The organism is Pantoea sp. CCBC3-3-1 (assembly GCF_007981265.1).
Lineage (GTDB): Bacteria > Pseudomonadota > Gammaproteobacteria > Enterobacterales > Enterobacteriaceae > Erwinia.
On record NZ_CP034366.1, the window covers coordinates 23,692 to 47,053 of the forward strand.

General features: G+C 46.9%; 24 protein-coding genes. 13 read left to right on the forward strand and 11 right to left on the reverse strand.

Annotated features, from left to right (window positions below; genetic code table 11):
• The first annotated feature begins 1 nt into the window (after position 1).
• The 11 genes from EHV07_RS24015 to EHV07_RS24065 all read left to right on the forward strand — a co-directional run bounded on the left by EHV07_RS24015 (position 2) and on the right by EHV07_RS24065 (position 10,551).
• Positions 2-1,111: a phage tail protein gene (locus EHV07_RS24015; RefSeq protein ID WP_147200790.1), complete on the forward strand. Its 1,110-nt coding sequence runs from the start codon at positions 2-4 to the stop codon at positions 1,109-1,111.
• Positions 1,108-1,545 (forward strand): phage tail protein, encoded by a 438-nt coding sequence (locus tag EHV07_RS24020; RefSeq protein ID WP_147200791.1) that lies wholly within the window; start codon positions 1,108-1,110, stop codon positions 1,543-1,545. Before EHV07_RS24015 ends, EHV07_RS24020 begins: the two co-directional genes overlap by 4 nt.
• The gene (locus tag EHV07_RS25035) at positions 1,545-2,786 is read left to right on the forward strand and encodes a phage tail protein (protein ID WP_254446389.1); all 1,242 of its coding nucleotides are present in this window, start codon (positions 1,545-1,547) and stop codon (positions 2,784-2,786) included. The genes EHV07_RS24020 and EHV07_RS25035 overlap by 1 nt, the downstream gene beginning before the upstream one ends.
• Positions 2,786-3,391 (forward strand): tail fiber assembly protein, encoded by a 606-nt coding sequence (locus EHV07_RS24030; protein ID WP_147200792.1) that lies wholly within the window; start codon positions 2,786-2,788, stop codon positions 3,389-3,391. Before EHV07_RS25035 ends, EHV07_RS24030 begins: the two co-directional genes overlap by 1 nt.
• Positions 3,392-3,676: 285 nt before the next feature.
• On the forward strand, positions 3,677-4,003 hold the full coding sequence (locus EHV07_RS25040) for a holin (protein WP_254446390.1): 327 nt from the start codon (positions 3,677-3,679) through the stop codon (positions 4,001-4,003).
• Entirely contained in the window at positions 4,000-4,440 is a 441-nt protein-coding gene (locus EHV07_RS24040) for a lysis protein (protein ID WP_147200793.1), read from the forward strand. Before EHV07_RS25040 ends, EHV07_RS24040 begins: the two co-directional genes overlap by 4 nt.
• Positions 4,433-5,068, forward strand: coding sequence for an odaE (locus EHV07_RS24045; protein WP_147200794.1), 636 nt, complete (start codon positions 4,433-4,435; stop codon positions 5,066-5,068). The genes EHV07_RS24040 and EHV07_RS24045 overlap by 8 nt, the downstream gene beginning before the upstream one ends.
• Complete coding sequence (locus EHV07_RS24050) at positions 5,058-8,174, forward strand: hypothetical protein (protein WP_147200795.1); 3,117 nt, start codon at positions 5,058-5,060, stop codon at positions 8,172-8,174. Before EHV07_RS24045 ends, EHV07_RS24050 begins: the two co-directional genes overlap by 11 nt.
• Entirely contained in the window at positions 8,171-8,563 is a 393-nt protein-coding gene (locus tag EHV07_RS24055) for a ddrA (protein WP_147200796.1), read from the forward strand. The genes EHV07_RS24050 and EHV07_RS24055 overlap by 4 nt, the downstream gene beginning before the upstream one ends.
• 51 nt (positions 8,564-8,614) lie before the next feature.
• Positions 8,615-10,222, forward strand: a complete 1,608-nt coding sequence (locus tag EHV07_RS24060; RefSeq protein WP_147200797.1) for a hypothetical protein — start codon at positions 8,615-8,617, stop codon at positions 10,220-10,222.
• Positions 10,222-10,551, forward strand: coding sequence for a hypothetical protein (locus EHV07_RS24065; RefSeq protein ID WP_147200798.1), 330 nt, complete (start codon positions 10,222-10,224; stop codon positions 10,549-10,551). The genes EHV07_RS24060 and EHV07_RS24065 overlap by 1 nt, the downstream gene beginning before the upstream one ends.
• 30 nt (positions 10,552-10,581) lie before the next feature.
• On the opposite strand, the gene EHV07_RS24070 is transcribed toward EHV07_RS24065, so the two are convergent.
• The gene (locus EHV07_RS24070; protein ID WP_147200799.1) at positions 10,582-10,908 is read right to left on the reverse strand and encodes a hypothetical protein; all 327 of its coding nucleotides are present in this window, start codon (positions 10,906-10,908) and stop codon (positions 10,582-10,584) included.
• Between the two features lie 205 nt (positions 10,909-11,113).
• Between EHV07_RS24070 and EHV07_RS24075 the strand changes: the two genes are divergently transcribed.
• Positions 11,114-11,599 (forward strand): glycoside hydrolase family 104 protein, encoded by a 486-nt coding sequence (locus EHV07_RS24075; RefSeq protein ID WP_147200800.1) that lies wholly within the window; start codon positions 11,114-11,116, stop codon positions 11,597-11,599.
• A 323-nt stretch (positions 11,600-11,922) separates the two neighbouring features.
• The gene (locus tag EHV07_RS24080) at positions 11,923-12,810 is read left to right on the forward strand and encodes a RepB family plasmid replication initiator protein (RefSeq protein ID WP_147200801.1); all 888 of its coding nucleotides are present in this window, start codon (positions 11,923-11,925) and stop codon (positions 12,808-12,810) included.
• Positions 12,811-13,471: 661 nt separating this feature from the next.
• On the opposite strand, the gene EHV07_RS24085 is transcribed toward EHV07_RS24080, so the two are convergent.
• The 10 genes from EHV07_RS24085 to EHV07_RS24125 all read right to left on the reverse strand — a co-directional run bounded on the left by EHV07_RS24085 (position 13,472) and on the right by EHV07_RS24125 (position 23,353).
• Positions 13,472-14,734, reverse strand: a complete 1,263-nt coding sequence (locus tag EHV07_RS24085; protein ID WP_147200802.1) for an acetyl-CoA carboxylase biotin carboxylase subunit family protein — start codon at positions 14,732-14,734, stop codon at positions 13,472-13,474.
• A complete protein-coding gene (locus tag EHV07_RS24090) occupies positions 14,731-15,621 on the reverse strand; it encodes a TauD/TfdA family dioxygenase (RefSeq protein ID WP_147200803.1) in 891 nt (296 codons plus the stop codon). The genes EHV07_RS24085 and EHV07_RS24090 overlap by 4 nt, the downstream gene beginning before the upstream one ends.
• On the reverse strand, positions 15,618-16,685 hold the full coding sequence (locus tag EHV07_RS24095; RefSeq protein ID WP_147200804.1) for an FAD-dependent oxidoreductase: 1,068 nt from the start codon (positions 16,683-16,685) through the stop codon (positions 15,618-15,620). Before EHV07_RS24095 ends, EHV07_RS24090 begins: the two co-directional genes overlap by 4 nt.
• Positions 16,686-16,692: 7 nt before the next feature.
• A complete protein-coding gene (locus EHV07_RS24100; protein WP_168199689.1) occupies positions 16,693-17,811 on the reverse strand; it encodes a pyridoxal phosphate-dependent aminotransferase in 1,119 nt (372 codons plus the stop codon).
• Between the two features lie 54 nt (positions 17,812-17,865).
• Positions 17,866-18,570, reverse strand: coding sequence for an iron-containing redox enzyme family protein (locus EHV07_RS24105; RefSeq protein WP_254446391.1), 705 nt, complete (start codon positions 18,568-18,570; stop codon positions 17,866-17,868).
• A 20-nt stretch (positions 18,571-18,590) separates the two neighbouring features.
• On the reverse strand, positions 18,591-19,520 hold the full coding sequence (locus tag EHV07_RS24110) for an EamA family transporter (RefSeq protein ID WP_168199690.1): 930 nt from the start codon (positions 19,518-19,520) through the stop codon (positions 18,591-18,593).
• A gap of 847 nt (positions 19,521-20,367) precedes the next feature.
• Positions 20,368-20,916 (reverse strand): ProQ/FINO family protein, encoded by a 549-nt coding sequence (locus tag EHV07_RS24115; RefSeq protein ID WP_147200807.1) that lies wholly within the window; start codon positions 20,914-20,916, stop codon positions 20,368-20,370.
• A 14-nt stretch (positions 20,917-20,930) separates the two neighbouring features.
• The gene (locus tag EHV07_RS24120; protein WP_147200808.1) at positions 20,931-21,905 is read right to left on the reverse strand and encodes a hypothetical protein; all 975 of its coding nucleotides are present in this window, start codon (positions 21,903-21,905) and stop codon (positions 20,931-20,933) included.
• The gene (locus EHV07_RS24635; RefSeq protein WP_168199691.1) at positions 21,902-22,057 is read right to left on the reverse strand and encodes a hypothetical protein; all 156 of its coding nucleotides are present in this window, start codon (positions 22,055-22,057) and stop codon (positions 21,902-21,904) included. Before EHV07_RS24635 ends, EHV07_RS24120 begins: the two co-directional genes overlap by 4 nt.
• A 246-nt stretch (positions 22,058-22,303) precedes the next feature.
• Positions 22,304-23,353: a head processing protein gene (locus EHV07_RS24125; protein ID WP_147200809.1), complete on the reverse strand. Its 1,050-nt coding sequence runs from the start codon at positions 23,351-23,353 to the stop codon at positions 22,304-22,306.
• Positions 23,354-23,362: the final 9 nt, after the last annotated feature.

Consider the following 23,362-nt stretch of genomic DNA (forward strand, 5'->3'; position numbering starts at 1 on the left):
AGTGACCTTATCTAATGGCTGGTTCAAAAGTCGCCTAACCCCTTCAAAGCAGAATTCAGTGATGCAGGCCGGGCTGGCCGACATCATGCAAAACCTGTTTACCGCAGTGGTTGAGCCGTATCTAACCCGAATTACTAACCGTAAGTCGTTTTTCACTATGGATAATGACGATCTGGATACGCGCATTGAAGAAATGGGGCAGTTCTTCACTATTCGTTCAAGTGATGCCTCCAGTAAGCCCATGCTACTGCAGCAACGCCTTGATGAAATCCACTTCAAAGGTACTTCGCGACCAATTACCCAAACGTTTTATCGCGAGTTTAACGGGATTCCAATCACCTGGGAGCCACTTTATGCGCCAGTAGACACCACGACTTACCCGTATGGATCTCGCTTGATCGCAGAAAACAACCTTACAGCGGTCGGCGATGCCTTTGGTGAGCTTTTCCTAACCTCGCGAGGCGTTATCAGCATCCCTCTAACGGATTTAATGAAGCTCATTGAGTCCGAAACAGGCAATGACATCAAAACCTCCTCACAGCTCACCGAGGAGGCTCTGACGAAGTTTAAACAGGTGGTTGAGCCGTTGCTGCCACTGCATATCGTTTTTGATGGCATGCAGCTGATGGCCACGTTCACTATCCAGGAGCATGCCGACACTACTTCACTGATCTCAGTGGCCAGCGTCGGTACCTATACGGGCAGGGAAAATGCCGACGTGGCTAGGCTGGTTTCCATCGCCAGCGAACAGGCACCTACCTTTGCCGCTCCAGCGCCAGCAGAGGTTCGCGGGCTGATGCGCCATGACGACATCCTCAATGATGGGGCGGTTCTCGACCAGTTCTATTACCCGGATTTCAACGACAAAGTGGACGTTTATCACGCCTTCAACGATGCCACAGATAAATCCAGCGTAGAGGGCACTGAGGCAGATGTTAGTTTCGGTAAGATCGCCTCTGAACAAGCGGATAGCGTGAGCGTTGAGACGGTTCAGTACGGCATTACCAGCACTGCCACACCGGCAGGTGATTCCGGCTCTGCCTTTCTGACCCGATTCGATAACACCCCGCACGACACGTCAGTTGACTACGAGGACGATACGACATCATGACGAATACCGTTTCCACCAGTCTTTCGAAGACGCAGCTACTGGATTACTACTACCAGCGGCGTGCTGAATCGTCGATCGGGATGGGTGATCGCTTTGAGCTGAAGAGCGCAGTATTCGGCTCTTCCTCACTGGTCACCCAAAACAGCTCCGGCACATATGACATAGCCGACATCCCGACGAAGTTTGCCCTATCCGATCTGACCACGCAGTTTGCTACGTCTGATCTGACACTCTCCTACGCCGACGGCGTTATTACCCTCCGCGCTGAGCTGGACTCGTCCGGCCTGGACGCAAACACCTCTTATCCGTTCAACACGCTGGTGGTTACAGATACTGCGGGCCTTGCCTGCATGGTCCTCTGCGTACAGGAGGATTCGCTGTATCAGGGGAAAACGTTTGTAGCCGTTTCTAACATCAACACAACGGTGGCCTAATGACTGAAGCAGTTGTAGTTACAGCCAAGTCGTTTCCTGCACCGGAAACGCTGGCGCTGATTACGGACGTGCAGTATCGCGAGCCATACAGCTCCGCTGCCATAAACCGAAAATTGCGCGGCATTCTCACTGCTGGGATTTACCAAGGTTTTATCCCGGAAGTAGGGGAGGGGCTAAACCTCGTTATCGCGTCCGGCACCGAGGGCGGCACCGTATCTTTTGATATCGACGCCTATTATCAGCTGACCGCTCGACAACAGGCTGACGTCACGATAGCAATGACTGCTGGCACAACGACTGTGGTTGTCCTGGAAGCTTCTTACTCAATCGGGCAAGAGACTTACCAGGTCAACTCCAGCTCTTCCGTTTCGGCCGCGCAAATTAAGCTGCTGGTTAGCGGTACCGCCTTGAGTCAGAATCAAGTTGAGCTATGCACTGTTACCGTTCCGGCCGGCACAACGCAGCTGACTGCTGACATGATCAATACTTCAAATCGTGTTGCTGTGGCGCTCGGCGTTTCACTGGGAAGTGATACGGACAGTGATAGCGAACAAGTAGCAGCGAACCTTTTAGGTCTTAAAAAAACCCTGAATGCAGCAAAAGAGGAAACTGAGACCCAACTTGCAGAGCACATCGGAGCAGAAAATCCGCATTCGCAATATCTGCAGATTGCGAATGCATTGTCAGAGATCAAAGACGCGGGTCTGGTAGCTAAAGCGCTTACTGCATTGGGTCTGGGTGATGGTTCCGCCGTACCAGTTGGCGTACCGATGCCTTACCCGGCAGCAACTGCTCCGGATGGATGGTTAAAGTGTAATGGGGCATCATTCAGCGCCACGACTTATCCGCTACTGGCAAAAGTGTATCCATCGCTGAAGCTACCCGACCTACGCGGCGAGTTTATTCGAGGCTGGGATGATGGGCGCGGGGCTGATTCCGCGCGGGTAATTTTATCCAGCCAATACGCAACAGCTGTTCGCACCGGAGCAATAGACTATTTTGGCGTTGACTCTACGACTACAAATGCAACGGTCGGTACGTCGTTTTCTGATGCTGACTCAACAACCACTTCGTATCCGACTAACGCGAAAGCGCCGAACGGGGGCACCTTTAGCAGTGTTCTTACCGATAACAGTATGTCAGGTACGCAGTTACCAACAGGATTTACTAATCCGTACGGGTTGTGGATCACCATGCGCCCGCGAAATATTGCCTTTAACTACATTATAAGAGCAGCATAATGGCACTAATCTATCTCGATTCAAGCGGCTTGGCCGAATCTTCAGGAACGCTTACCGTCTACAATTTTGATTCTGTAACAGGCGAATACACAGGCAATTCTGACGAGTATTTAATGAAGGGGGTAGGAATTCCAGCTTATGCCTGTAGCATTGCCCCACCATCAACCATTGAAGGCTATGTTACTGTTTATAATAACAATACGTGGAATATCATAGCTGATCATCGCGGTGAAACTGTATATTCAACCTCGACTGGAGAAGCTTCAATTTTTACAAACTTAGGCGATTACCCAGAAAATATAACGCCATTAGCACCGGCGACAGCTTATGACACATGGACGGGCAGTGCCTGGACTACCGATACGACAGCGCAGCATGCTGCTGAAGTGGCTAAAGCGGAAAAACAAAAAGATTCATTACAGACGAATGCGGAAAGCTCAATAAGTTTGCTTCAGACGAAACTATTAGCTGGTCGTACTCTTACCACATCAGAATCTAATTATCTCAATGCGGTCCTAGACTACATTGATGCGTTAGTCGCAGTTGATACTTCAGGTGCGCCAGACATAAACTGGCCAGTTTTACCTGAGCAGGGATCATCCTGATTTATAAAACGGCACCAAGCCCGCCTAAGGCGGGCTTTCCGAAAATGACAATATTTATAAAAAACTTATTAATCAAAGTCTTAACTAGTTTTAACATAGCCCTGCCTGACCTTTCCACTCCAGTAACCCAATAGCATATTCAGCTTAATAACCCCAACCTGGACATCCCCTGACAATCTCTTCTTCAAAGGAGCTCCTTCATCTATGGATAAATGCATTCATTCATATGACAGATGCAACATTCCATAGAATCGCTTGCAACGACGCAACCAACAGGGGTTAAAGGTGCTGATCTCCAGCGAACTAATACCGATCGCCGTCGCCGTAGTCCTTTCTCTGCTGAGTGGCATTGGTGTTTACCTTCAGGGCATAAGGGAAGGCAGGATTAAAGGAACTGTTTTGGATTTTTTTACAGAGTCTTCTATCGCTGTTACTGCGGGGTTGATGGCCTATTACGTTGGGCGGCATCAACATTTTGACGAATCGATCATTTATTTTTCCGTTCTTCTTTCCAGCAATAACGGAAACGAAGTCGTCCACATAGCCAAGCGAATTAACTCAGACGCGATTGGCAAAGTTTTACTACAGCTCTTTTCCAAGGGGGGCAAATGATAGGCGGAATTCTGGTAACAGCTGCAGTTGCTTACATGATTAGTGACCGCTTCTTAATGAAGCGATCAGACATCACAAAATTGCGTGTCGGCGATCACAAGGTTGAAAACGGCCATCTGAGGATCCCCTTCTTCTTCAACGTTAAATTTAACCGCCTCAAGGGTGCGACTGTTGAATACACCCTTCGCGATAAGCGGTTTCCAACCACGGTTATCGCCGGTGGTCGCAGGACTTTAGAGCACTCCCGCACCGGGGAGAACTGTGAATATCTCGATATTCCCGCCACCAAAGTTACCCCAGATGGCATCTGGATTGTTCGCGTGAAGGTGGTTCACGGTGATTCGTTCCTTAACCCTCTGTATCGCATTTTCCCTCTGCAGTTGGTTGTGGAGAAAGAATTCGACGTGCAAATGAAGCGAGACACCCAAAATGCCTAACCCACACAGTCTGCAGTCCAGCAATGGTCAGAAATATGCCCAGCTGGATTTCGCACAAGTTAATGCTAAAGGGTTAAAACCCCTGATCGACGCATTCACCAAACAGGGTCTGATTGTTGAAGATGTGGCCGCCAGCAACAGAACCACTCAAAAAGACGGTGTAGGAGTGAAGATCGCCGTTCTACGCTTTCAAGATCAGCAGCAGGTGACGGTTCAGATTAATAGCTCCGGTGACCTTGTTGGTTTCAAATTGAACGGCAAGACCATTCCCATTCAACAGGCTGACACAATCGCCAAAGTGGCCGGTTCGCTGTCTACAGCCGTTAAGCAAAACTCCCGCAAATTTACTGATGGCCTGGCCAAAAAGGCGAAGAGGGTTATTGATACCTCTGATACCAAAACCGCAGTTAAATCGAACATCCAGCGCCTTAAAGAGGCCCGAGATCGCCGCGATACTCTGGCGGCCAGCGTGCAGGAGTTGGGCGCTATGAACGATAAAAGCAAGATGCAACTGACTTCTATTGAACAGAACATCAACGCGGCACAGACCCGCCTTGTAATTGCGCAGGCCACTACTAAACAGCTGAACGAACAAATCAAAGCACTGGAGGAACAAGATGCTGCGTGATATCCGGTTACAAACGGCCCTGGTACTGCAGAACCGCCAAGACCTGCCCCTTATCAATATTAGCGACAAGATAATGGAAGAGCTGCGCCGCGGTAAAGATGCTGACTTCCTTCTTGAACCGGTAAACATGGCCGACGTGGAATCGACCTATTTTTATGACGCCCCGCTGCTGCCGGAAATCAATGCGGCAATGTTCGAAGCGGTGACCAGTACTCGCGGGCGACTGGCTGGTACAATGCGCGCATTCATCCGTGCGCTAAACACCAGCCTTAATGGCACTGGCATCACGGCGGGCAACGACACTACAGGCTCAGCAGACGATAGCAGTCAGTCGATTGGTGGTGCGAATATCGGCCGCGTCCGCAAGGTGCAGGGGCTGGCGGTTATGCCGGCGATCATCCCTCTATCTGATGGCCAGACTGTTACCCTGGTGTTCCACAGCCCTACGGGCAATGCGGGCACCATTACCTCTGCAGATACGCTGGTGGCCTTTCAATTCATCCTGAACAAGAAAGACGTTACTCATGTCGTATCACCAGCCAACGGCCGTGATATTTCACTAAAACAGGTTACAACTGCACTTTCAAACCTGATTGAGCGAAACACCGTGAAATTCCAGCACGCTCAGGCAAAGCAAAAAGCAGTTAAAGCCGAGATCGCAAATATGCAGGCTGAGGGTGACAAGCTGGAAGAACAGCAGGCCGATCAGGTTTCGCAGGGTGACGATCTGAAGAGCACGATTAAATTCAATGCTGCCCGCTTATCTGACTTGAGTTATCAGGCAGACCAGCAGGAAGCATTAAATGAAGAGCTGCAGGCGCAGCTAACGGCGGCTCAGAAGAAAAAAGACGACGCGGCAGCGACGCAAGTATCCGACCGCAATGCGCGCGCCGGCGCCCTGGAAATCATTACTACGAAAAGCGGCTACAAAGACACTTTTGTGGCCAACTGGGCATACAATTCCAACATCTCGACGGCTGACCTCGTGGCGCTGGCCAGCAAATTGGATGATGTCAGCGTTTCCGATCTGAAAGACCTGATTATGTACAAAGGGCAGCTTTCTGACCTGGACAACATCCCGGCACTTAAGGCCCGTAATACTATTCCTGCGCCGAGCGATGACCCAGACCCACGCACGCTTTACTGGTATGGCTTACGCGCACGGCCGGCGGGTCCAGGTGCACTGCCACAGGAACCGAAGCCAGTTGTTACGGCAACTGTTGGGGAAGCCGCCGCTATCCCGCTTGTTAAGGCGAAGAATTTCGATCCATCTATGTATCGTAATGGCGCTGTAGCATATGCCGCTCCGCTAGATGCGGGTGACGTTGCACAATACGAACTGGTGGACTTCCAGAAAGCCCAAACAGCCTCCAGCATTACCGAATTGCTCAATGACCTTGTGCCGTTGATTAAGGCTTATGCTGGCAATGAAAACGCCTTCTATCTGGACTATCTTGCGGATGAAGCCCCTAAGGCTGCTGATTTACCGCAAAGCATGAAAGATGCTGGTGGATTTCAGGGCGTTCGACAAAATTACGGTAGCAAAGCCTCCTTGCAGTTCATTGACCTATTCAAGCAGGTGAAGAAAGATAATCCAACGCAACCACCAGCGGATACTCCACCAACTGACACGGTAACGCCTTCTGTTTCTGATAACGGCGACACAGTGCCACTGAGCAGCATTCAGACCGCCGCCATAATGCCGACCATTGCCAAAAGTGCAACGGCTGGCGATAACCCTATCTGGTACACCCAATCAACGCTGAGTGACATCGTCGCATCGGCCAAGTTCAAGATTGATGGTCAGTTTGCCTCCAGTAATCCGGAGTTTGCAGAGTCGCGTTATCAGATGGTTAAGGCGGCTTTAGCTGCAGGTTTCGGTATGCAGCGTTTCAAAATCTCCGGCCTCCAGTACATTTACGTACTCCGCAAAGACGACGACATTTTGACGACACAGGGCGCAGCTAAGTTCACACCAGCAGCTGTGCCGACCGTCACGCCTCCGGCAGATCCTGTGCCACCAGCTGGCGACGCAACAGATGGCAGTAACGGCTATGTAAGCGTGAAGCCGTCCCCGGATGTCGCTGCGAAGATTGCAAAACAAGTAAGCACCCTGGGGATCATGGGCGGGATTGATCCAAGCAAGCTGCATGTGACGCTGATGTACTCCAAAAACAGCGCTGTTAACGCACAGCCTGAACCGGACCGGGTCTATCAGGCAAAAATCAGCGGCCGGTATGAAATTATCGGAGAATCACCTAAGCAAGCGCTGGTTGCGCTTCTGGACAGCCCTGACCTTCAGAAGCGATTTGATGAACTCAGCGCCGCGGGCGGCCAACACTCTTTCCCTGACTATAAAGCTCACATCTCACTGAAATATGGAGCTGAACAGGGTGACCTTGAGCTGATCCAGGGCAAGGGCTTAGACATTTCATCAATCCCGTTATCCGGTGAGACCTTCGAAGACATTAAGCCAACGCTTCCGAGCGCTGATCCAGTACCGGACGCTGCACCGCCTGCTGATGATAACACTACGCCTCCAACGGCAAGCAAGCTGATTGCCAAAGCCTACGAGGTGAGGAAAGACGGCGCAGAAATCAGCCGCGGCGACATCATGATGTGCATCGAGGGGCCAAAGACATTTATCAACTTTGCAGAAAAGACTCTGGACAAAGACTACAGCAATGGCGGCGTAGAGGAAGAGGGGGGAAGAGAAGGGGATATAGCTGTTTACTACGGTATGGCACGCGGCGAGAAGGCCACTTTCATGCAGGACTGGAAAGAGCTGAAAGCAGAATGGGCAAAGCAATCTATTACGCCATCAATCACTAGCGGAGAAACACCTTTGAACAAGCCTGCCGACGAACCGGAAGCCAAGCCTGAGGCGGACACTGCAGCACAGAAAGCTATCGACTATCTGAAACAGATTGCCAAGTTGCAGACCGCAGACATGGTAGAGATCCGCAACGCGCGAGGCAGTGTACGCGAGGCAATCACAACCCTGAATGATGCCGGTGCTTATGATGAAAATGAAGATTTGGTTAATGCTGCTGCACAGCACCTTTCCGATATTCTGGCGGCCGTCGCGCGCGGGGGGGCAGCATGACCCTTTCCGCCTTACAACGTCTCGATCTGAACGATGAGCTGGACGGCTTGCTGGAACTGGCCAAAACCGCCAAAGGGCTCGACCTCCTGGATATCAGCGATCAGGTAGATAGCGTGCTGGTGAAGCTGGGTTATAGCGATGCTGGTAAAGCTGCCGACACGCCGCCGCCAGCTGACCCTGAGAAGCCCGCAGAAGTGCCGGACGAAGACCAGCCAGCACCTGAGATTGTCACCAAATTCCTTGCCGGAGACTTCAGCAAGCAATCTGATGGCGATTTTATCTCAACATTGAACGAGCTGGACGCGTTCGTGGACGTTTTCCTGACGTTAGACGACGTAAAGGCTGGCGCTGTCACCTGGATGAATCAGAGAGCCACACAGGCCGCCTGATAGCGATTACGGCCCGCATCAGATGGTGCGGGCGTACGTTGAGATGAAAAAATGCTTAAAACGACCCTCAAAACCCCGAAAACCGACAAGATTACTCTAAGCATTATCGGCGTTTGCAAATCGCCAAAGGAGATCGCAGAGGCGATCGATGCATTCTGGGGTGAAGGTGCGCCGGGTGCTGATGAAAACTTCATCCTGAAAAAATTCGCCACGCTGCTGCAGCAGGAATCCCCTGGCGAACAGGACATTAACGCGTTCACCAAGATGACGACGGCACTGATGGGCAAAACGTTGAAGTCAGCCAAGGAAACAATGTTTGCTGGCCATGCGGTCATGTTCATCCAGTTCGCGCGTCCCGCTGCTGACGCACTGGGGATCAGCTCCCTATACCTGTCAGATCCCAAAGTGTGGAAATTCTGCTTTGTCTCCGGGGATGTGTTCCGGCTCCGGGGTGCGCTAAAAAGCTGGAATGAGTCTACTACGGCGGAACAAAAAGATGCTGCAGCCCTGACTCTGCGTAGCATCATCAGCCCGTTACAGGAAAGTGACGGAAGGCTCAAGGGCGGCGCATTCCAGATCCTCTATCATCGGTTTCTTGATCTGCTGGGTGGCCAGATTGGCAATATTTTCGCGATGCTGAACCTCAGCACTGAAAAACCTTTCCCGACAACCATCCAGCAGGACGAAGCCGATAAATTTTTTCGTGACGTAAAAGCTGCAGGCGCATCCGTACTGACAAGCCTCAGTCAGCCAGCTGACGCAATGATTTCCGCGGCGAAAGACTTGGCGGACAGCATGCTCGATCAGCAAAACAAGGATTCGCTGGAGTGGCTGAATATTCGCACCTTCTTCGGGGCAGAAGCCGACAAAGTGAAGCAGGCACTCATTAACGGCCGGTTAGGGTTTGGCAACCCGGCGCGGAAGGACGGATGTCAGAACTTTATCAACTCAGGGCCGAGTGGTGGCGCCAGCTGGCTAAAAGACTTCATGCAACACCCAATTTCCAAAGTAGAACCCGTCATAGAAGAGCTTCGCGGTAAAATGCTGAACGCATCAGCAATCGACGATTCTCAGGCGGATCAGTGGGTAGCCGGTATCAAAGTCAGCAAACCACTGGTGACCGAGTACGATTTGCGAGCCGGCAAAGATGGCCAGTTCACCCGCGATCTGAAAGATGTTTTCCGCCTGGCTGGTGGTCGGATCCGCACACTGACAACAATTGATCTCAACCGTGGCCGTTCCTTCGCCTCAATGAGCACAAAATCTATCAGCCTCAACCCACGCGGTGGTAAAGCTGTGCTTTGGCATGAGGTCGGCCATCACTTCGAGTATTCCAACCCCGACTATTTGAAGCTGGCGTTGGCGTTCCTCACTGAGCGAGCCGGTGGAAATCGTCAGGCGATTGCGCCACTTAACCGTTTTTACACTAACAACTATGCAGATTCAGAAGTGGCGATCGTTGATAACTTCTCATCTCCATATGTGGGCAAAATCTATGGCCCCAACAGCTCCAAGGATGTGCATAGCTCAGTAGCCACAGAAGTGTTTTCGTCAGGTTTTGAGTATCTGGCCATTAATAGTCGCGGTGCGACATCGTTGCTAAATGGGGATGAGCTGATTGAGTTTGTCACTGGGATTTTGAAGGGAGTGCATGAATAGTGATTACCGTTCAACTAAAAACCACTGAAAAATCCGGTAGCGTGATGTTCAGCGGCAACGAAGTCCTGGAACCATGCGAAATCATAGTGACGGGTGATTATTCCCTCAAAGATATACAGGCCATGTTTTGGCTGATGACGTTGACAGCAGAGGGAACAGGGCAGGGGATTTACCCACTCATTGATAATGTTTGCCCGCCATCTGAGTTTATCAGTGTGATGACTCTGTCTGCAGTGGAGGTAGTCGGAATTCCCGATGACTGGCAGAGCGATCTTGATGCTTTGCTGGATGAGGAGGCGGAGCGCTCTGAGGATGGGCAGCAGTGCTGATGACAGGCGGCATTAGCCGCCTGTTTCATATCAACCAGCGTCGATAAGATTCAGCGCGATCTGCGCACAGTCAGATTTGGGGTTTTCGTCTGCGAACTGAAAACCTCCATCAATCAGTTGGTCAAACGAAGCCTGAGACCAATTTAAATAGTGGTAATGACTGTAAATTGCTTTAGCCAATGCTGGCCCGTTAATTCCTTCACGCCCCGCTTTGCATGCCGTCATCATAATTGCCGCGTTCACGCTATTCGATGAGTGCCCCTCAAGCTGAGGTCCGTTTACGAGCTGGCTGGCTGTCTGTGCGTTTGCTGCAAACGAAATTGCGATGGCCACAATAGCCAATAAAGTTTTTTTCACTCTTAATGCCCTGTTTTGAATCGTAGTTTTTGTGGGGATGACATTAAGCAGTCTGCGCTGGTACTGCAATGCATTTTTGAAGGAAGAGAGAGCAGTTCGGATAAAATCCAAAAGATAAAGGACCCCGCAAAGAGTCCTTTTTGAAACCTAAGAATTGTTACCCACCGCTGATCCTAATGAAAGTTACATCTGAGGTGGAATACATATGAGTACCAATCTGACTGCATTTATGAAGATGCTGCGTTTTTCTGAAGGAACCCTGAATCACCCATTGACTACGAACGGTGGCTATGACGTCATTGTGACGGGTATGGATGGTAAGCCGGAAGTTTTCAACGACTATAGCGATCATCCATTTGCTGGGGGCCGCTTGGGCAAAGTTTTCAATAAGGCTGGGCAGCGTTCAACTGCTTCCGGTGCTTACCAGCAGCTTTACCGTTATTGGCCAGCGTACAAGAAGCAATTGGCGCTGGTAGATTTTAGTCCGGAGAGCCAGGATAAACTTTGTATGCAGCTGCTACGTGAGCAAAAAGCGTTGGCAGATATCGACGTCGGTAAGATCACTAGCGCAATTGAGAACTGTAGCAACATTTGGGCCAGTTTACCCGGGGCAGGATATGGCCAGCGCGAACATTCAGTAGATCGGCTACTAAAGGCTTATCAGGACTTTGGGGGTAAGCTGACAGGGTAATCAACTATATGCCGCTGAAATATGCGGCCTTCCAAAACTCCCACGTTGTTCCAGCTGTAAGTTATCCACATATCCCCTGAATAGATCCTAATAATAGATCCTAAGGAGATCACAAACAGATCCTAACAGATCACCATGCCTTTAATATGCTGATTTTTAACCTAAAATTGCCACTCAGCGTTAGTCTATTCATGGCGTTTGACAGTCTATTCATGGTGAATATCATTCTATTCATGGCAAATATTAGTCTATTCATGGTAGATTGTTAGTCTATTCATGGCAGAGTAAAGAATTGCCCACATTATCCACAATGGAACCGTTACATGGAAAATGATAGCGAAATCAAAACTATAGTTGATGGTTTGGTTTATAAAGTTGATGAAAATGGCAAAACTTATTCACTCATTCCCAGCGCTAATAAAACGGTTCAGCCCATAGCTTTGATGAGGCTTGGCGTTTTTGTGCCATCCGCAAAAAATAAGCCAGTTCGCGGCATAGCAACTATTGATGCTTCAGAAGATTTTAGGGAGCTGGAGCTTGCAGCTGCAGAAGGTTACACAGACATCACTATTAGGGGAAGTCGGCTCGATATGAGCACGGACTTTAAGACTTGGATCGGGGCCATCAGGGCATTCAGCAAGTTCGAAAAATATGGGGTCGATAAGAACCGGATAAAGATGCCGTTTACTGAATTTGCGAAGCTGACGGGCATTGCGGTCGATGATATCAATAAACGCTCCAGAGCTCGCTTTTTCCTTTCACTAACACGCCTTGCCTCCATAGTAATTTCGTTCAAAAACAAGAGTGGCACTAAGTCTTACGTCACGCACCTGCTAAATAGCGCGCAGTTTGATACTGAAGAAGACACAATAATTCTTGAAGGTGATTCACGCCTATGGGAGCTGTATACCTTTGACCATAAAGTTCTTTTACAATTAAAAGCTATTCAGGCTCTACCGCGCAAAGAATCAGCGCAGGCCTTGTATGTCTACATTGAGAGTATGCCGAATGGCTTTATTCAAGTGTCTCTTGACCGGCTACGTGAACGCTTAAACCTCACATCGAGCAAAAGTGCTCAGAACCTTGCCGTGCGTAATGCAATGAAGGAGCTTGAGCGTATTGGCTACCTGACTTATTCAGAGGTTAAGAAGGATGGTGACGTGTATTTCCTGATCCACTCTCGTCGGCCAGAGCTACTGCCAGGGGAATGATGTATTGTTAGGTGATTCATGGAAATGTTAGTCAAAGCATGGTCAGCGTTAGTCTGTTCATGGTAGACGTTCGTCTATACATGGTAAATAGGTTTTTTTTGATGGTGATTTGACCGAAAGGTAGCTGTGCCCGAGGTGGGCACCATGAATAGACTAACAAACAGGGCCAGTGCCTTACTTCACCATGAATAGACTAACAGCGTGTAGAAAAGAGAATCCGCCGCGAATACGTGTCGGTTACTGGCCGGTGGCGTATGCCAACAAAAATCAGGCGGTGGCGAAACAATGCCTTACGGAGAGTAATGCTTACTGGAAATGGCACACATCTTATAATCGGCATTCGGTAGGAGAAACGGTGATTAACTGTATCAAAGAGCTTTACGGAAAGATCTCACGTTACGCAAGTCGGTAAAGCCATGGCAATGATACGTGCGTTGAGCATAACGGCGTGGGCAAATCTGCCAGAAAGTGTACGAATTTCCTGAGGAAGTTATTGACAGGAAGGATTTTTATCTAAATCCAATTTAATCAACAAAGCCGATCCCCCTGGATAGAGTCCAAAAACGAACACAATGGCCCATACAGTGTTGTTCCCTCACTGAGCTAAGCAGTAATGGGAACAACATAATTATTGAAGGTGAAAGAAAAATGCACCTTTTAATCAGGCGCACGTTACCGGAGTCCAAAACTGCAATTTTTCAAAATCACGGCGTAAAATATTGCTATCCTCATTTTTAAAAATAAGAATCCCGGCAGTGTCAATTAGAGAGCGCGAGTTAACTTCTTCACCGACTTTTATATACCAGTCAATATGGTAGTGGCTGGATATCTCCGGTTCGTTCAGTGAAATAACTTTACCGTGCCCTACCGGAAGTAGGGCTGAAACCATATTGTTACGTATATCCGGATGGATATTATCAACTTCCTGTGAGTCCGCAGCGAGAAGCAGTGTAGCATCTATGAGATTGATGTCACTATTGGCTGTATGGAAAGGAACCCCAAGACCGCCCGGAACACGCGCAGCAATTTCAAGGAAAATAATTTCTTGAGTTCTATCGTTTATGAATAACTCATGGTGAGTAGAACCGGAGGAAAAACCCAGAGCGTTAATAACAGTTTGATTGTAATCGAAAAGTTTATCATATAGACGCTGTTCTGTTACGGGAAAAACAGAGAGTGGTTTTCCTTGTACAAAATCGAAGTTAGTACATCCGAGTTCGAGAATTCCGGAGAAAAGCACTTTCCCATCACGAATAAATGAATCGCATTGGTACATTGTTCCGCTGATATATTCATCAATCTCATATGCAAAAGTATGCTCATCATTTAATATCATATTCTGACATTTTTTCAGGTCATCTGGCGTGTTAATAATCATAACATTAAAGCTGCCAGCACCTGAGGTAGGTTTAACAAGCATTTTGCTCCCCAGTTTTTTTTCAAGCATCTCGTAATAACTAACTGGATCATCATTGAGCGAATTTAAATCGAGCTTTTCATATTTTGGAATGGCATGAGGGAGGGTCTCAGCGACACACTTTTTCATGGCTATCTTATCGCGAAATTTAATGACGGTTTCTTGATTGTCGCCGGGTATATTTAACATATCACGTAACTTTGCTGCTGTAAGAACATTATCTTCCTGCTGGCAAAAGATACTGATTTCCTGTGAGGAACCTGCTATTTGAATTTCTTCATTGATGATTTTTTCTACCTGAGAGAAGTTTAGCTCAGGCCGGAGGCTTTCAGTCAGTTGCCCATCAACACTGTACACTTTATCAATTTTTCCTTTCAACAGAGGATGCACATCTTCAGATTTATGAATAATAAGAACCATTCTCGTATTATTATGTAAGTAATTCAGCACACTTTCTGAAGCAAAATGTAGATAAGACTGAGAAAGTAATATTACAATCTTTTTCATAAAGCATTCTCCGTTTCATGGTAAGAAATGTTCATTCGATACAAAAGGCGGTAATCATTGGCGTTATTGCTAGGTGTTATGCCATATCCACGATGGAGAGTTTGCAGGTTGTCCCATAGAACAAGGTCGCCGGCATAATACTCATGTTGATAAAATTGGGCATGCTCTAGAATGAAATCTTCAAGTTCATTAAGAAGTATTAGCGAAAGGTCAGGAGGCACCCCTACCAGAGAAAAGGCTGTCCCAGCAATTGCATAAAGCGATGCCTTCCCAGTCAGCGGATGTTTGTATATAAGCTGATGGGTCACTGGAGTGAGTCCATCTTTCTGTTGGGCTGTTAATTTCTGTCCAGGCTGTTGTGGATCTGCTAGTTGCCGACGGTTTCCAAAAACATGATTGACACGAATTTTTTCAAGCGGCAGACCACAGGCTTTTTCAAGCTTGGAACATAAAACCACATTTTTTCTTAGCATGTTCAGCGCATCACACATGTCGATGAACTGGGTAAACCCACCATGAGAAGGTTCCTTTTTTGAAAGCATAGAGGTAATAAAGCCTACATTTGATTTGTAGGACATGTCACAGTGCCAGTATGTCCCACCGTCAAGTACTCCTTCATTTCCGCCATCGGCGTTGATTAAATTTGATATTTTAATAACGTCGGGACACCCATCCACACTGAAATTCTGGAGAACATGGTAGTGTGGTTTTCCGAGATTATTTAAAAACATTCTGTATCGCAGCAAAGTCATATCTGAGCTTCTGATTACAATCATCTTATAACGAAACAGAAGATCGGCAATGACATCTTTATTTAATTCAATTTCAATAGATTCCTGAATTTTTATTTCACAAACAAATTCATCAAGTAAAACCTGATGCTTCATAATTCATACTCCGTTAATTTCATCGTATTAATTGATTTTGCACCTGCGATCATCCCGGCGACATACAACCCTTTAATGTCTGTTTTTCCGTCAGTGTTATCCACATATCCTTTACTGTTAATGTTGATTTGAATAAAGCTGTTTTCAGGAATCACCCCTGTAGTCCCGATGGCTGATATGAAAAGTGTATCGGATTTTTCAAAAGTAACTGACTTAATCCCATCTTTTATTGTTGGACAATTTACATTCTCATAAGATAATAACGCAATATGATCAGTGTTATTTTCCTTAAGCAAATTAGCAGTAAGGGAGTTATTATCAGCACAAAGTGAAGAATAAACATGAAAGCCAAGTGGAGTGATGTTTTTATCAGTCTGGCTTTTCCATATACGTTCTATCGTAATTTGACTAGGGGCTCTGAGGGCGAAACGGTCTTGTGTTTCTTGTGGGAACAAGCCAATATAGCTTCTGGCCAAAATTGTGGTTTTGAAACCTAATGAGGCGGATGCATCAGCAAGTTGAAAGGCCGTATTACCCCCTCCTAATATCACTATATTACGGTATTTTGTAGTAATCGAGGAGGGGTTCTCCATGAACATTTTATATGCGTTGAAGCAATCAATCGGGTCAATTAGCGAAAAAACTGCAGGTGTAGTTTTTGAAGAAATTCCCGTTGCAAGAACCAGATTATCTGAATAGTAGTATTTAAGGTCATCACCCACCATAACTTGACAGCGAAAACCTGAAAGATCTCTAGTGAAGTAAGATACTCTGCCACAAATTTTTCTTACTGGTAAGCTTTCAATGACATCTCTAACATAGGTACCGTACTCTAAACCGGTCGGGGTGAGTGCAGGTTCCTTCATGTAATCTTCTAGTTTCTTATCTGAATCTTTCAGAACCAGCTCATTGCAATATGACTGCAACCGGCGGTTACCCATTATATCCATGCAGCCACCATATTGTTCACTGATCATAGTGACATCTTTCCCCATGGCCGATAAGCGTGCAGCTTCTATGGCTGCTGCAGGTCCTCCGCCAATTATGATAAATGTACTCATCATGTCATCCTCATAAGTTCAACGATACAAGACGATGACAGGCTGTATCCAGCGCTTCATCGGTAACTGCAAAAGAAAATCTCATCCAAGCGCCGTCATACTGTGAAAAAAAATTCTGAAGTGGTAACGGCGTGACACGGATTTCAGAGGTAAGGAACAGTGATTTTTCAAAGGCCCCTTGGCCTGGAATATTTTCGTGAGATGCCATGATGAAATGCCCGCCATCTGGTTTGATAACATTAAAGCCTGCTATCCGCATAGCATCTGTCAACTTCAGTGCGCGGGCATGATACTTGCGCCTGTTTTTTTCAACAGGGGCACCATTAAGCAACCTGATAATGTTTATAGCCGCGTTCTGCAGAAGCGCTGGCTGACAATTTGACATATGAATATGGGCTTTTTTAGCAAGGGATAAGGCCTTCGTCTCACCTGTCAACCACCCTATACGTGCCCCTGTTGCAGCAAAACTTTTAGAAACAGAGCCCGCAATCAGTATTCTGCTGTTTTTGAAGATACGGTAGGGAGATGTTATAGTTGTAAAATTAAAATCCCGATAAACGTCATCAAGAACAACTGCGCAGGCGGTGGTAGACTGGAGTGATGACAGGCGTTTCCAATCTTCATCGCTGAAGACATAACCTGTTGGGTTGTGGGGGGTGTTAATCAGTAAAACTGAGTCAGAGGATACTTTACGTCGAACCTCATCCCAGTCTGGCCTAACAAATGAGGAGGACATATGCATTGCAACGGTGTTGAAAGAAAGCCCGGCCATATGCGCCATGCCAGGATAGTATGAATAAAAAGGTTCAAAGCATATCACGTTTTTATATCCCATCCATTTAAAAGCATGTAGAGAGCATAATATAGATTCCGTGCAACCTGACGTTATCACAGTTTCATCAAAACATTCTTTATAAATGGAATAATTAACAGCATGTCTGAGTTCGTGTATTCCTTCGGTTCGGGTATATTGCAAAGTCTGGTTTAGTGAATCCGTTATCTGTGCTTTCCAGAAATCATCAAAAGTGTTTTCAGGTATACCCTGCGAAAGGTTCACGGATCCTTTTTCAAGGGCTAGGTTGGTCATTTGTTGGAATACATTCAAGCATGGCGAAACGTCTTCCTTCATATTATCACCTATTAAAGGCCGGCACATTTCTATGCCGACTTTTTCGAAGTTACATTAGGCTGCTTTTTTTATGGCAAGGTTATTCAAACCCTGCCAGAAATTATTCAGAGAAAATAGAACCTGCTTGGCCCCTTCAAGTATTTCTGACTTTGATTTTTCATCAGTAGCAGCGGCAAGCATAGCATCCTGTATCCAGTCGACATGGTTACACTCAATGAGAATATGAAGATAAAAATAGTTATAGTCCTCATGCACCCATCCTTTATAAAGCCTAAATCCTTCATAAAGATTAGCAATCATTGGAAAACCAAACTCCTCAATAACGTAATGCGCACCAAGGGAAAAGGTTGGTGACTCTTGGAGGAAGAGACGCCTCAAATCGGTTACGAGATTCTCAGCCTCCTGCATATGAGTGATTTTATTATAATCGTCAAGTTTAACACCAATACCCGCGAGTGCTTTCTCGAACATGATAAAATGCGCATCGCCTTTTCCGTCGCCTAGCTCTGAGACCACAGTTCTGCAAATTTTAAGACGAATAAGTTCATCATCCACCCGGGGTGCGAGGCCCGACAGAATTTGCGGGAATGTTCTGATATAGTAGTAATATTGCTGGAAGATCTCTTTTACCGTTTCCAGAGGTAGGGCTTCTTTCTGGAAAGTTTTGTAAAAGCTGTTTTCATTTATTCCGGAGTCATCAATCATTTTGCGAATGGTAGCGACAAGATTATAACTTTCATTGATATTACTTACTGTCATAGCAACTCCTTATTTAAATTTCATTTGACTGATTTATTCATGCGAAAATTACTTATTATCAAGGTAATGCTGACCACTCCAATCATCACAGGTACCCAAGGGGAATGCCAAGGAGAAACAATATATTCTGCTCCAAGAGCAATGGCTGGAACTAGAGGCGTGAGCATTGAAACCCGCATTGCGCCGAGTTCAAGAATCGCATGTTGAAGACAGAATATTGGTATAACAACGAACAGTAATGAGAGCGATATAAGTTTTATCAGCGATATCCAGTCTGTGGTGACTAAATTCATCAATTGATTCCTAGACAGCCAGGCTGTTACCATCAGAAGGATAATAAAACGCGTTGTTAATATATTTACCGTCGTGGCACCTTCCCGATTTTTCAATCGCGCCGAAACATAAACATATATTCCCCCCGTCCCTCCAGCCACTGAAGCTAGAATAACCCCCTCAATGATACGCATGTCACCGGTGCTAATCGTATTCTCGGCACTGTACAATCTTACAATTACGAGGAGGAAGACAGAAATTGCAATTAGTATGGGACCTAAGATCTGTGTGGATGATTTTTTATTAGCTATCACGCCCAGTATCATAACAATCACTGGAATCCATCCCTGATAGATGGCTGACTCAACTGAGGCTTCTATACGTTGTAACGCCATAAACATAAATAGCCAACTGGTGAGTGTTAGGACATTCAACCAAAAAACAGACAACCGATTTTTTAGTAAAAAAGCAAGGGGATTTTCATTTCTTATAATGCTCATAGCTAGGAAAACAATTTGAGCGATTAAAAGAGTGAAAAAGGTAAGCATGGCTCCACTTATTTTGGTAAAACTCATCGAAACCCAAACTGCAGAAAGTGAAGTAAAAATACAATAAAGTGTTATTGCGACCCACCCTGCTACGCTCCGGCGTGTACTTAACGGTGCTATTATCACCATAGTGTCTTCCATACATTTCATAAGTTAAATTTACGTTTTAGTAATACCTCAGCTTAAAGAAAGAAGGCAACACGTTTCATAGGCATATTTGTTATATGGGTTTTCATGAGAGGGTGAAATAGAATATATGCACCATGATTGATCTATTAATTAACAATTATCCATAATGGTGCAGATCATTGGAGTCTCTTTAAACTATCTGACTTTTGTATGAGAATTTATTCCTGCATCCAGATAAATCTCGCAACTGATGAACGTCTAGAAAATATAATGATTCAAAGAATCGTTCATTACTACAGGTTCCTTAGAAAAACGGTAGGTCCTTTGTATAATCAAAAATAAATTTTTACAAGACTAGATAACTGCCTGTTTAAAAACATGTATTTATAGTTATCTTGCGTGTTTTTGCTCTCGTGCTGGTAGTTTCCTGCCGCTATTTTAGGCAATTTTTCGTCAGTGTATGAATTTATAAATATTACATTTCGCCATAGTAACTCCCTGATCTAACCTGCCAGGCAGGTATTCAATATTCGTATAAACCTTATGAAATATTGAACCAGTAGGGTGCGTATTTTATTGTGGCCTCGTTTGCAGATGCCCTATAATGTCGCAAGCCCATGATGCATTGTCCAAGCTACTAGTCCTGACCATTTCCTCTTGATTAAGGATAGCATTGCATCGACCCGTTGAATTCACAGTACAAAACGGACATCAATATTGAACTCCAGCACTGAGAACAACCATTCGTAGGTAAATCAGTTCTGGGAAGTTGAAGGGTTATGAGTAAATATCACTTGCTCAAAGGGATGTTTTTACTCACCACCCCGGATTATTGCATTTATTATGGTTAACCCTTCTGTACCTTCATTCCGCGTTGCGGTTTACTGCGGCCCTTATTGGGTCCCTTTTTACGTGCTCCCGTGAACCATGATGGATAGGCGGACGGAAGCTTGTGCTGCTTGCGGTATTCTACCAGCTGCTGCCATGCGTGCTTCCGGTCATCCTGGCTGATCACTTCTACCGGTTGGCCATCAATATTACGGCGGTATCGCATCATAAAAAGGCGTGTGCGGTAAACTAGTGAGGCACAGCAGGCGCGCAGTGACGCCTGGAGCCGCTCCTCTGATACGTCCAGACCCCGGCGTACGATAGACTTCAGCATGTCGTCTTTGATGCCGCTTTTCATCGGCAGCGGGTAGTTACCAACAAACAGGGCAGGGAACAACTCCTGAACCAGGCGTCGCTGGCTGCGATTCTTTTTGCGTGTGGCAGAGGTACCCTGCGATCTGAATGAATCTTTGATCTTCTGGTGGGTAGCCTGAGGCGGGCACGAAACAGTGCGTGGCTTAAATTTCTCGTGAGGTTTCCGGTGCTGATCTGCTGCTTGCTGTGTCATGGAGATTATCCTGTTCAGTTTGTTTTTCTGTTTGGGAAGTGGCGCGCCAGAACGTTGGCCGGATTAAATCCGCGCGCCTTGGCTGCAGTGGTGCGTTCTGCTGCATTTTGAAGAACCTCATCGTGCAGTCGGTTAGCTTCACTGAATCGGTCGCTATTGAAACTGGTACTGGTCGTGCGGCTGGTTGCTGGTTTTCCGGAAACGAATGCATGGCGTCTGGCGGCCTTTTCGAGCCTCTGGCGTTCTGCCTGCCTCTCCTCACGCTCTCGCATTTGTTTACGTGAATAATCATTCGCCTGGGTAGTAGCCCGCTCGCTTTTAGCTGTGGTCCAGCTTTTGACCTTCTGAATGACAGAAACCTTTTCAGCGGGAGCTGAATTGTCTTTTGAATTCTTAACGTCAAAAGATACTAATATTTCCCGAACAATCTGATCAGGGGCGGCAGGTAAATTTGATCGGGGGGTGGGCTCACCAGAAAAAATATCCCGGATGCTGTGCAGGGTGCAGGCAAAGGCAGATTTGGCCTTTTCGATAGCTTCACGAACTCGTGAATCCAGGGTTTTGCAAAGACTCATAGCTGCAGAAATGAAGTCTCGCGTGAACTGGTATTCAGTCGGCATCTGACCGCGTCCCTTGGGGGAGTTATCAAACACAAGGGTACTGGTGAGGATGCCTGCTTCTACGACTTTAACCATATTCCGACGAATCGTTGCTTCAGTGGTACCACACAGTTCGGCCATCGTTTTGCGGGACATCGTGATTTTGTATGCGGATGTCGCTGCTGCGACTTTGCAGACCTGAGATAGTATTACCCTGGCTGCACGCGACAGGTTGGCATTGCTTATTAACTCAATGGCTTGACGTAAACCGTAGCTGCTCAACTCACCGTTTTTCTTGAACGAAGAGCCTTTGTGCTGTATATTCATACACGAATTAAACATTGTATTTCCTGTTAGGGCCGCCGCCACAGCGGCCTTTTCTTTTTTCACTTTCCGGGCTTCGCGATAGACCGCGTAACGCTCATAAAACCATTCTCAATATCCGTCGCGCCAATCTGTAGCCAGCGCTCATCTATTTCTAATATCTCTTCGATACTGACGTTTTTCAGACGGTAGATGAAATTCGGCACCTGCTGTTCCATGATTTTTTCTTCGTTAATAAGGTCAATTTCGGCTTGGTTCAGTTCACGGTGTTTTTGATAATTCGGTGTTGATTTTCCACTGCGATTTTCCTGAGAAGGGAAGGCGCCTGAAGACGCCTTGTAGACAAAGCAGGTATCCAGTATTTACTTATGCGGGGGGAGTTTATACGCGGATCGCGGAAAGGATCAATACATAAGATACTAAAAAGATCAGCCTGATTAATTTATCAGGCTGGGTTTGTACAGCTAGTACGCACCAAAGTTAGGCGTTTCATCACTAAATGAGATGTATGACTTTGCGTCAGGCGCCTGATGTTGCACTGCTGTCTTGTGTACTGATTCAGCCATTACATCCATCGGGAGCGTGCTCGTATCAATGCGTGCCAGTGACTCAAACAATGCTGTGACAATCTCTACGTCAGCATCAGTCTGCATGTTGGCCAGCGCCTGGCTGTGACTCGAATTTGTGAAAATCGGGAGTTTATCCAGCGCCGCTAATAACTTTTGTTTGCGAGCATCGGCAGCGCTTTCGTACATCACTTTCTCCGCCTTCAGTGATTCCAGCATGCTGGTGGTCTCTGCCAGTTGAGTTTCTTTGGCCAACAATTCACCAGCGGCTTCAAGGCTGGCAGTTTCCAACTGCTCAACGCGCAAGACGCTCTCAATCATGACTTCATGATGACTCAGCTTGTCGTAGTGACTAACAATATTCGCTGCAGAGTCATTATCGAAGCCAGATCCGACGAGCGCCTCAGTCATGGCGGTAGTGCGGGATTCTGCACTTTCATGCATTGCGGCAGGGTGATCCTTACTGATGAAGTTAGGCATAGTCACATAGTCGAAGCCGTAAAACGCTTTTGGAATAGAGACCGCAGGGGAGTCACGGCCTGTTGTAACCCATGACCAGCCACCAGCGCGGGATTCCAGCATGCTCGCAACAATACGTCCCGTGGGGGTGTCAAAAATTTCTTCTGTGTGGGTTACTACACCGTTATCGTCCACGGAAAGTTCGATAGTGCGGTTCGACGGGATGTTATCCAGGACAACGGGTTTCCCCTCAACCATCACAACAGCTGTTTCCGGTAACTCCATGCTGCCAGCCAGCTGGCGTCGGGAATGGCCGTAGTAGCCATACAGTTCACCCAAACGCAGGCCTTCCTGAGTCTCCGGGTTGTTGAACATCGCTCGTACAGCTTCCAGCATGTAATTACGGTTGTTCTGTTTGCCTTTACGCACCTTGTCAAACAGGGCGAAACGGTCGGTGTGTGTCTTCAGGATCTTACGTTCAATCGTCATATAAACCTC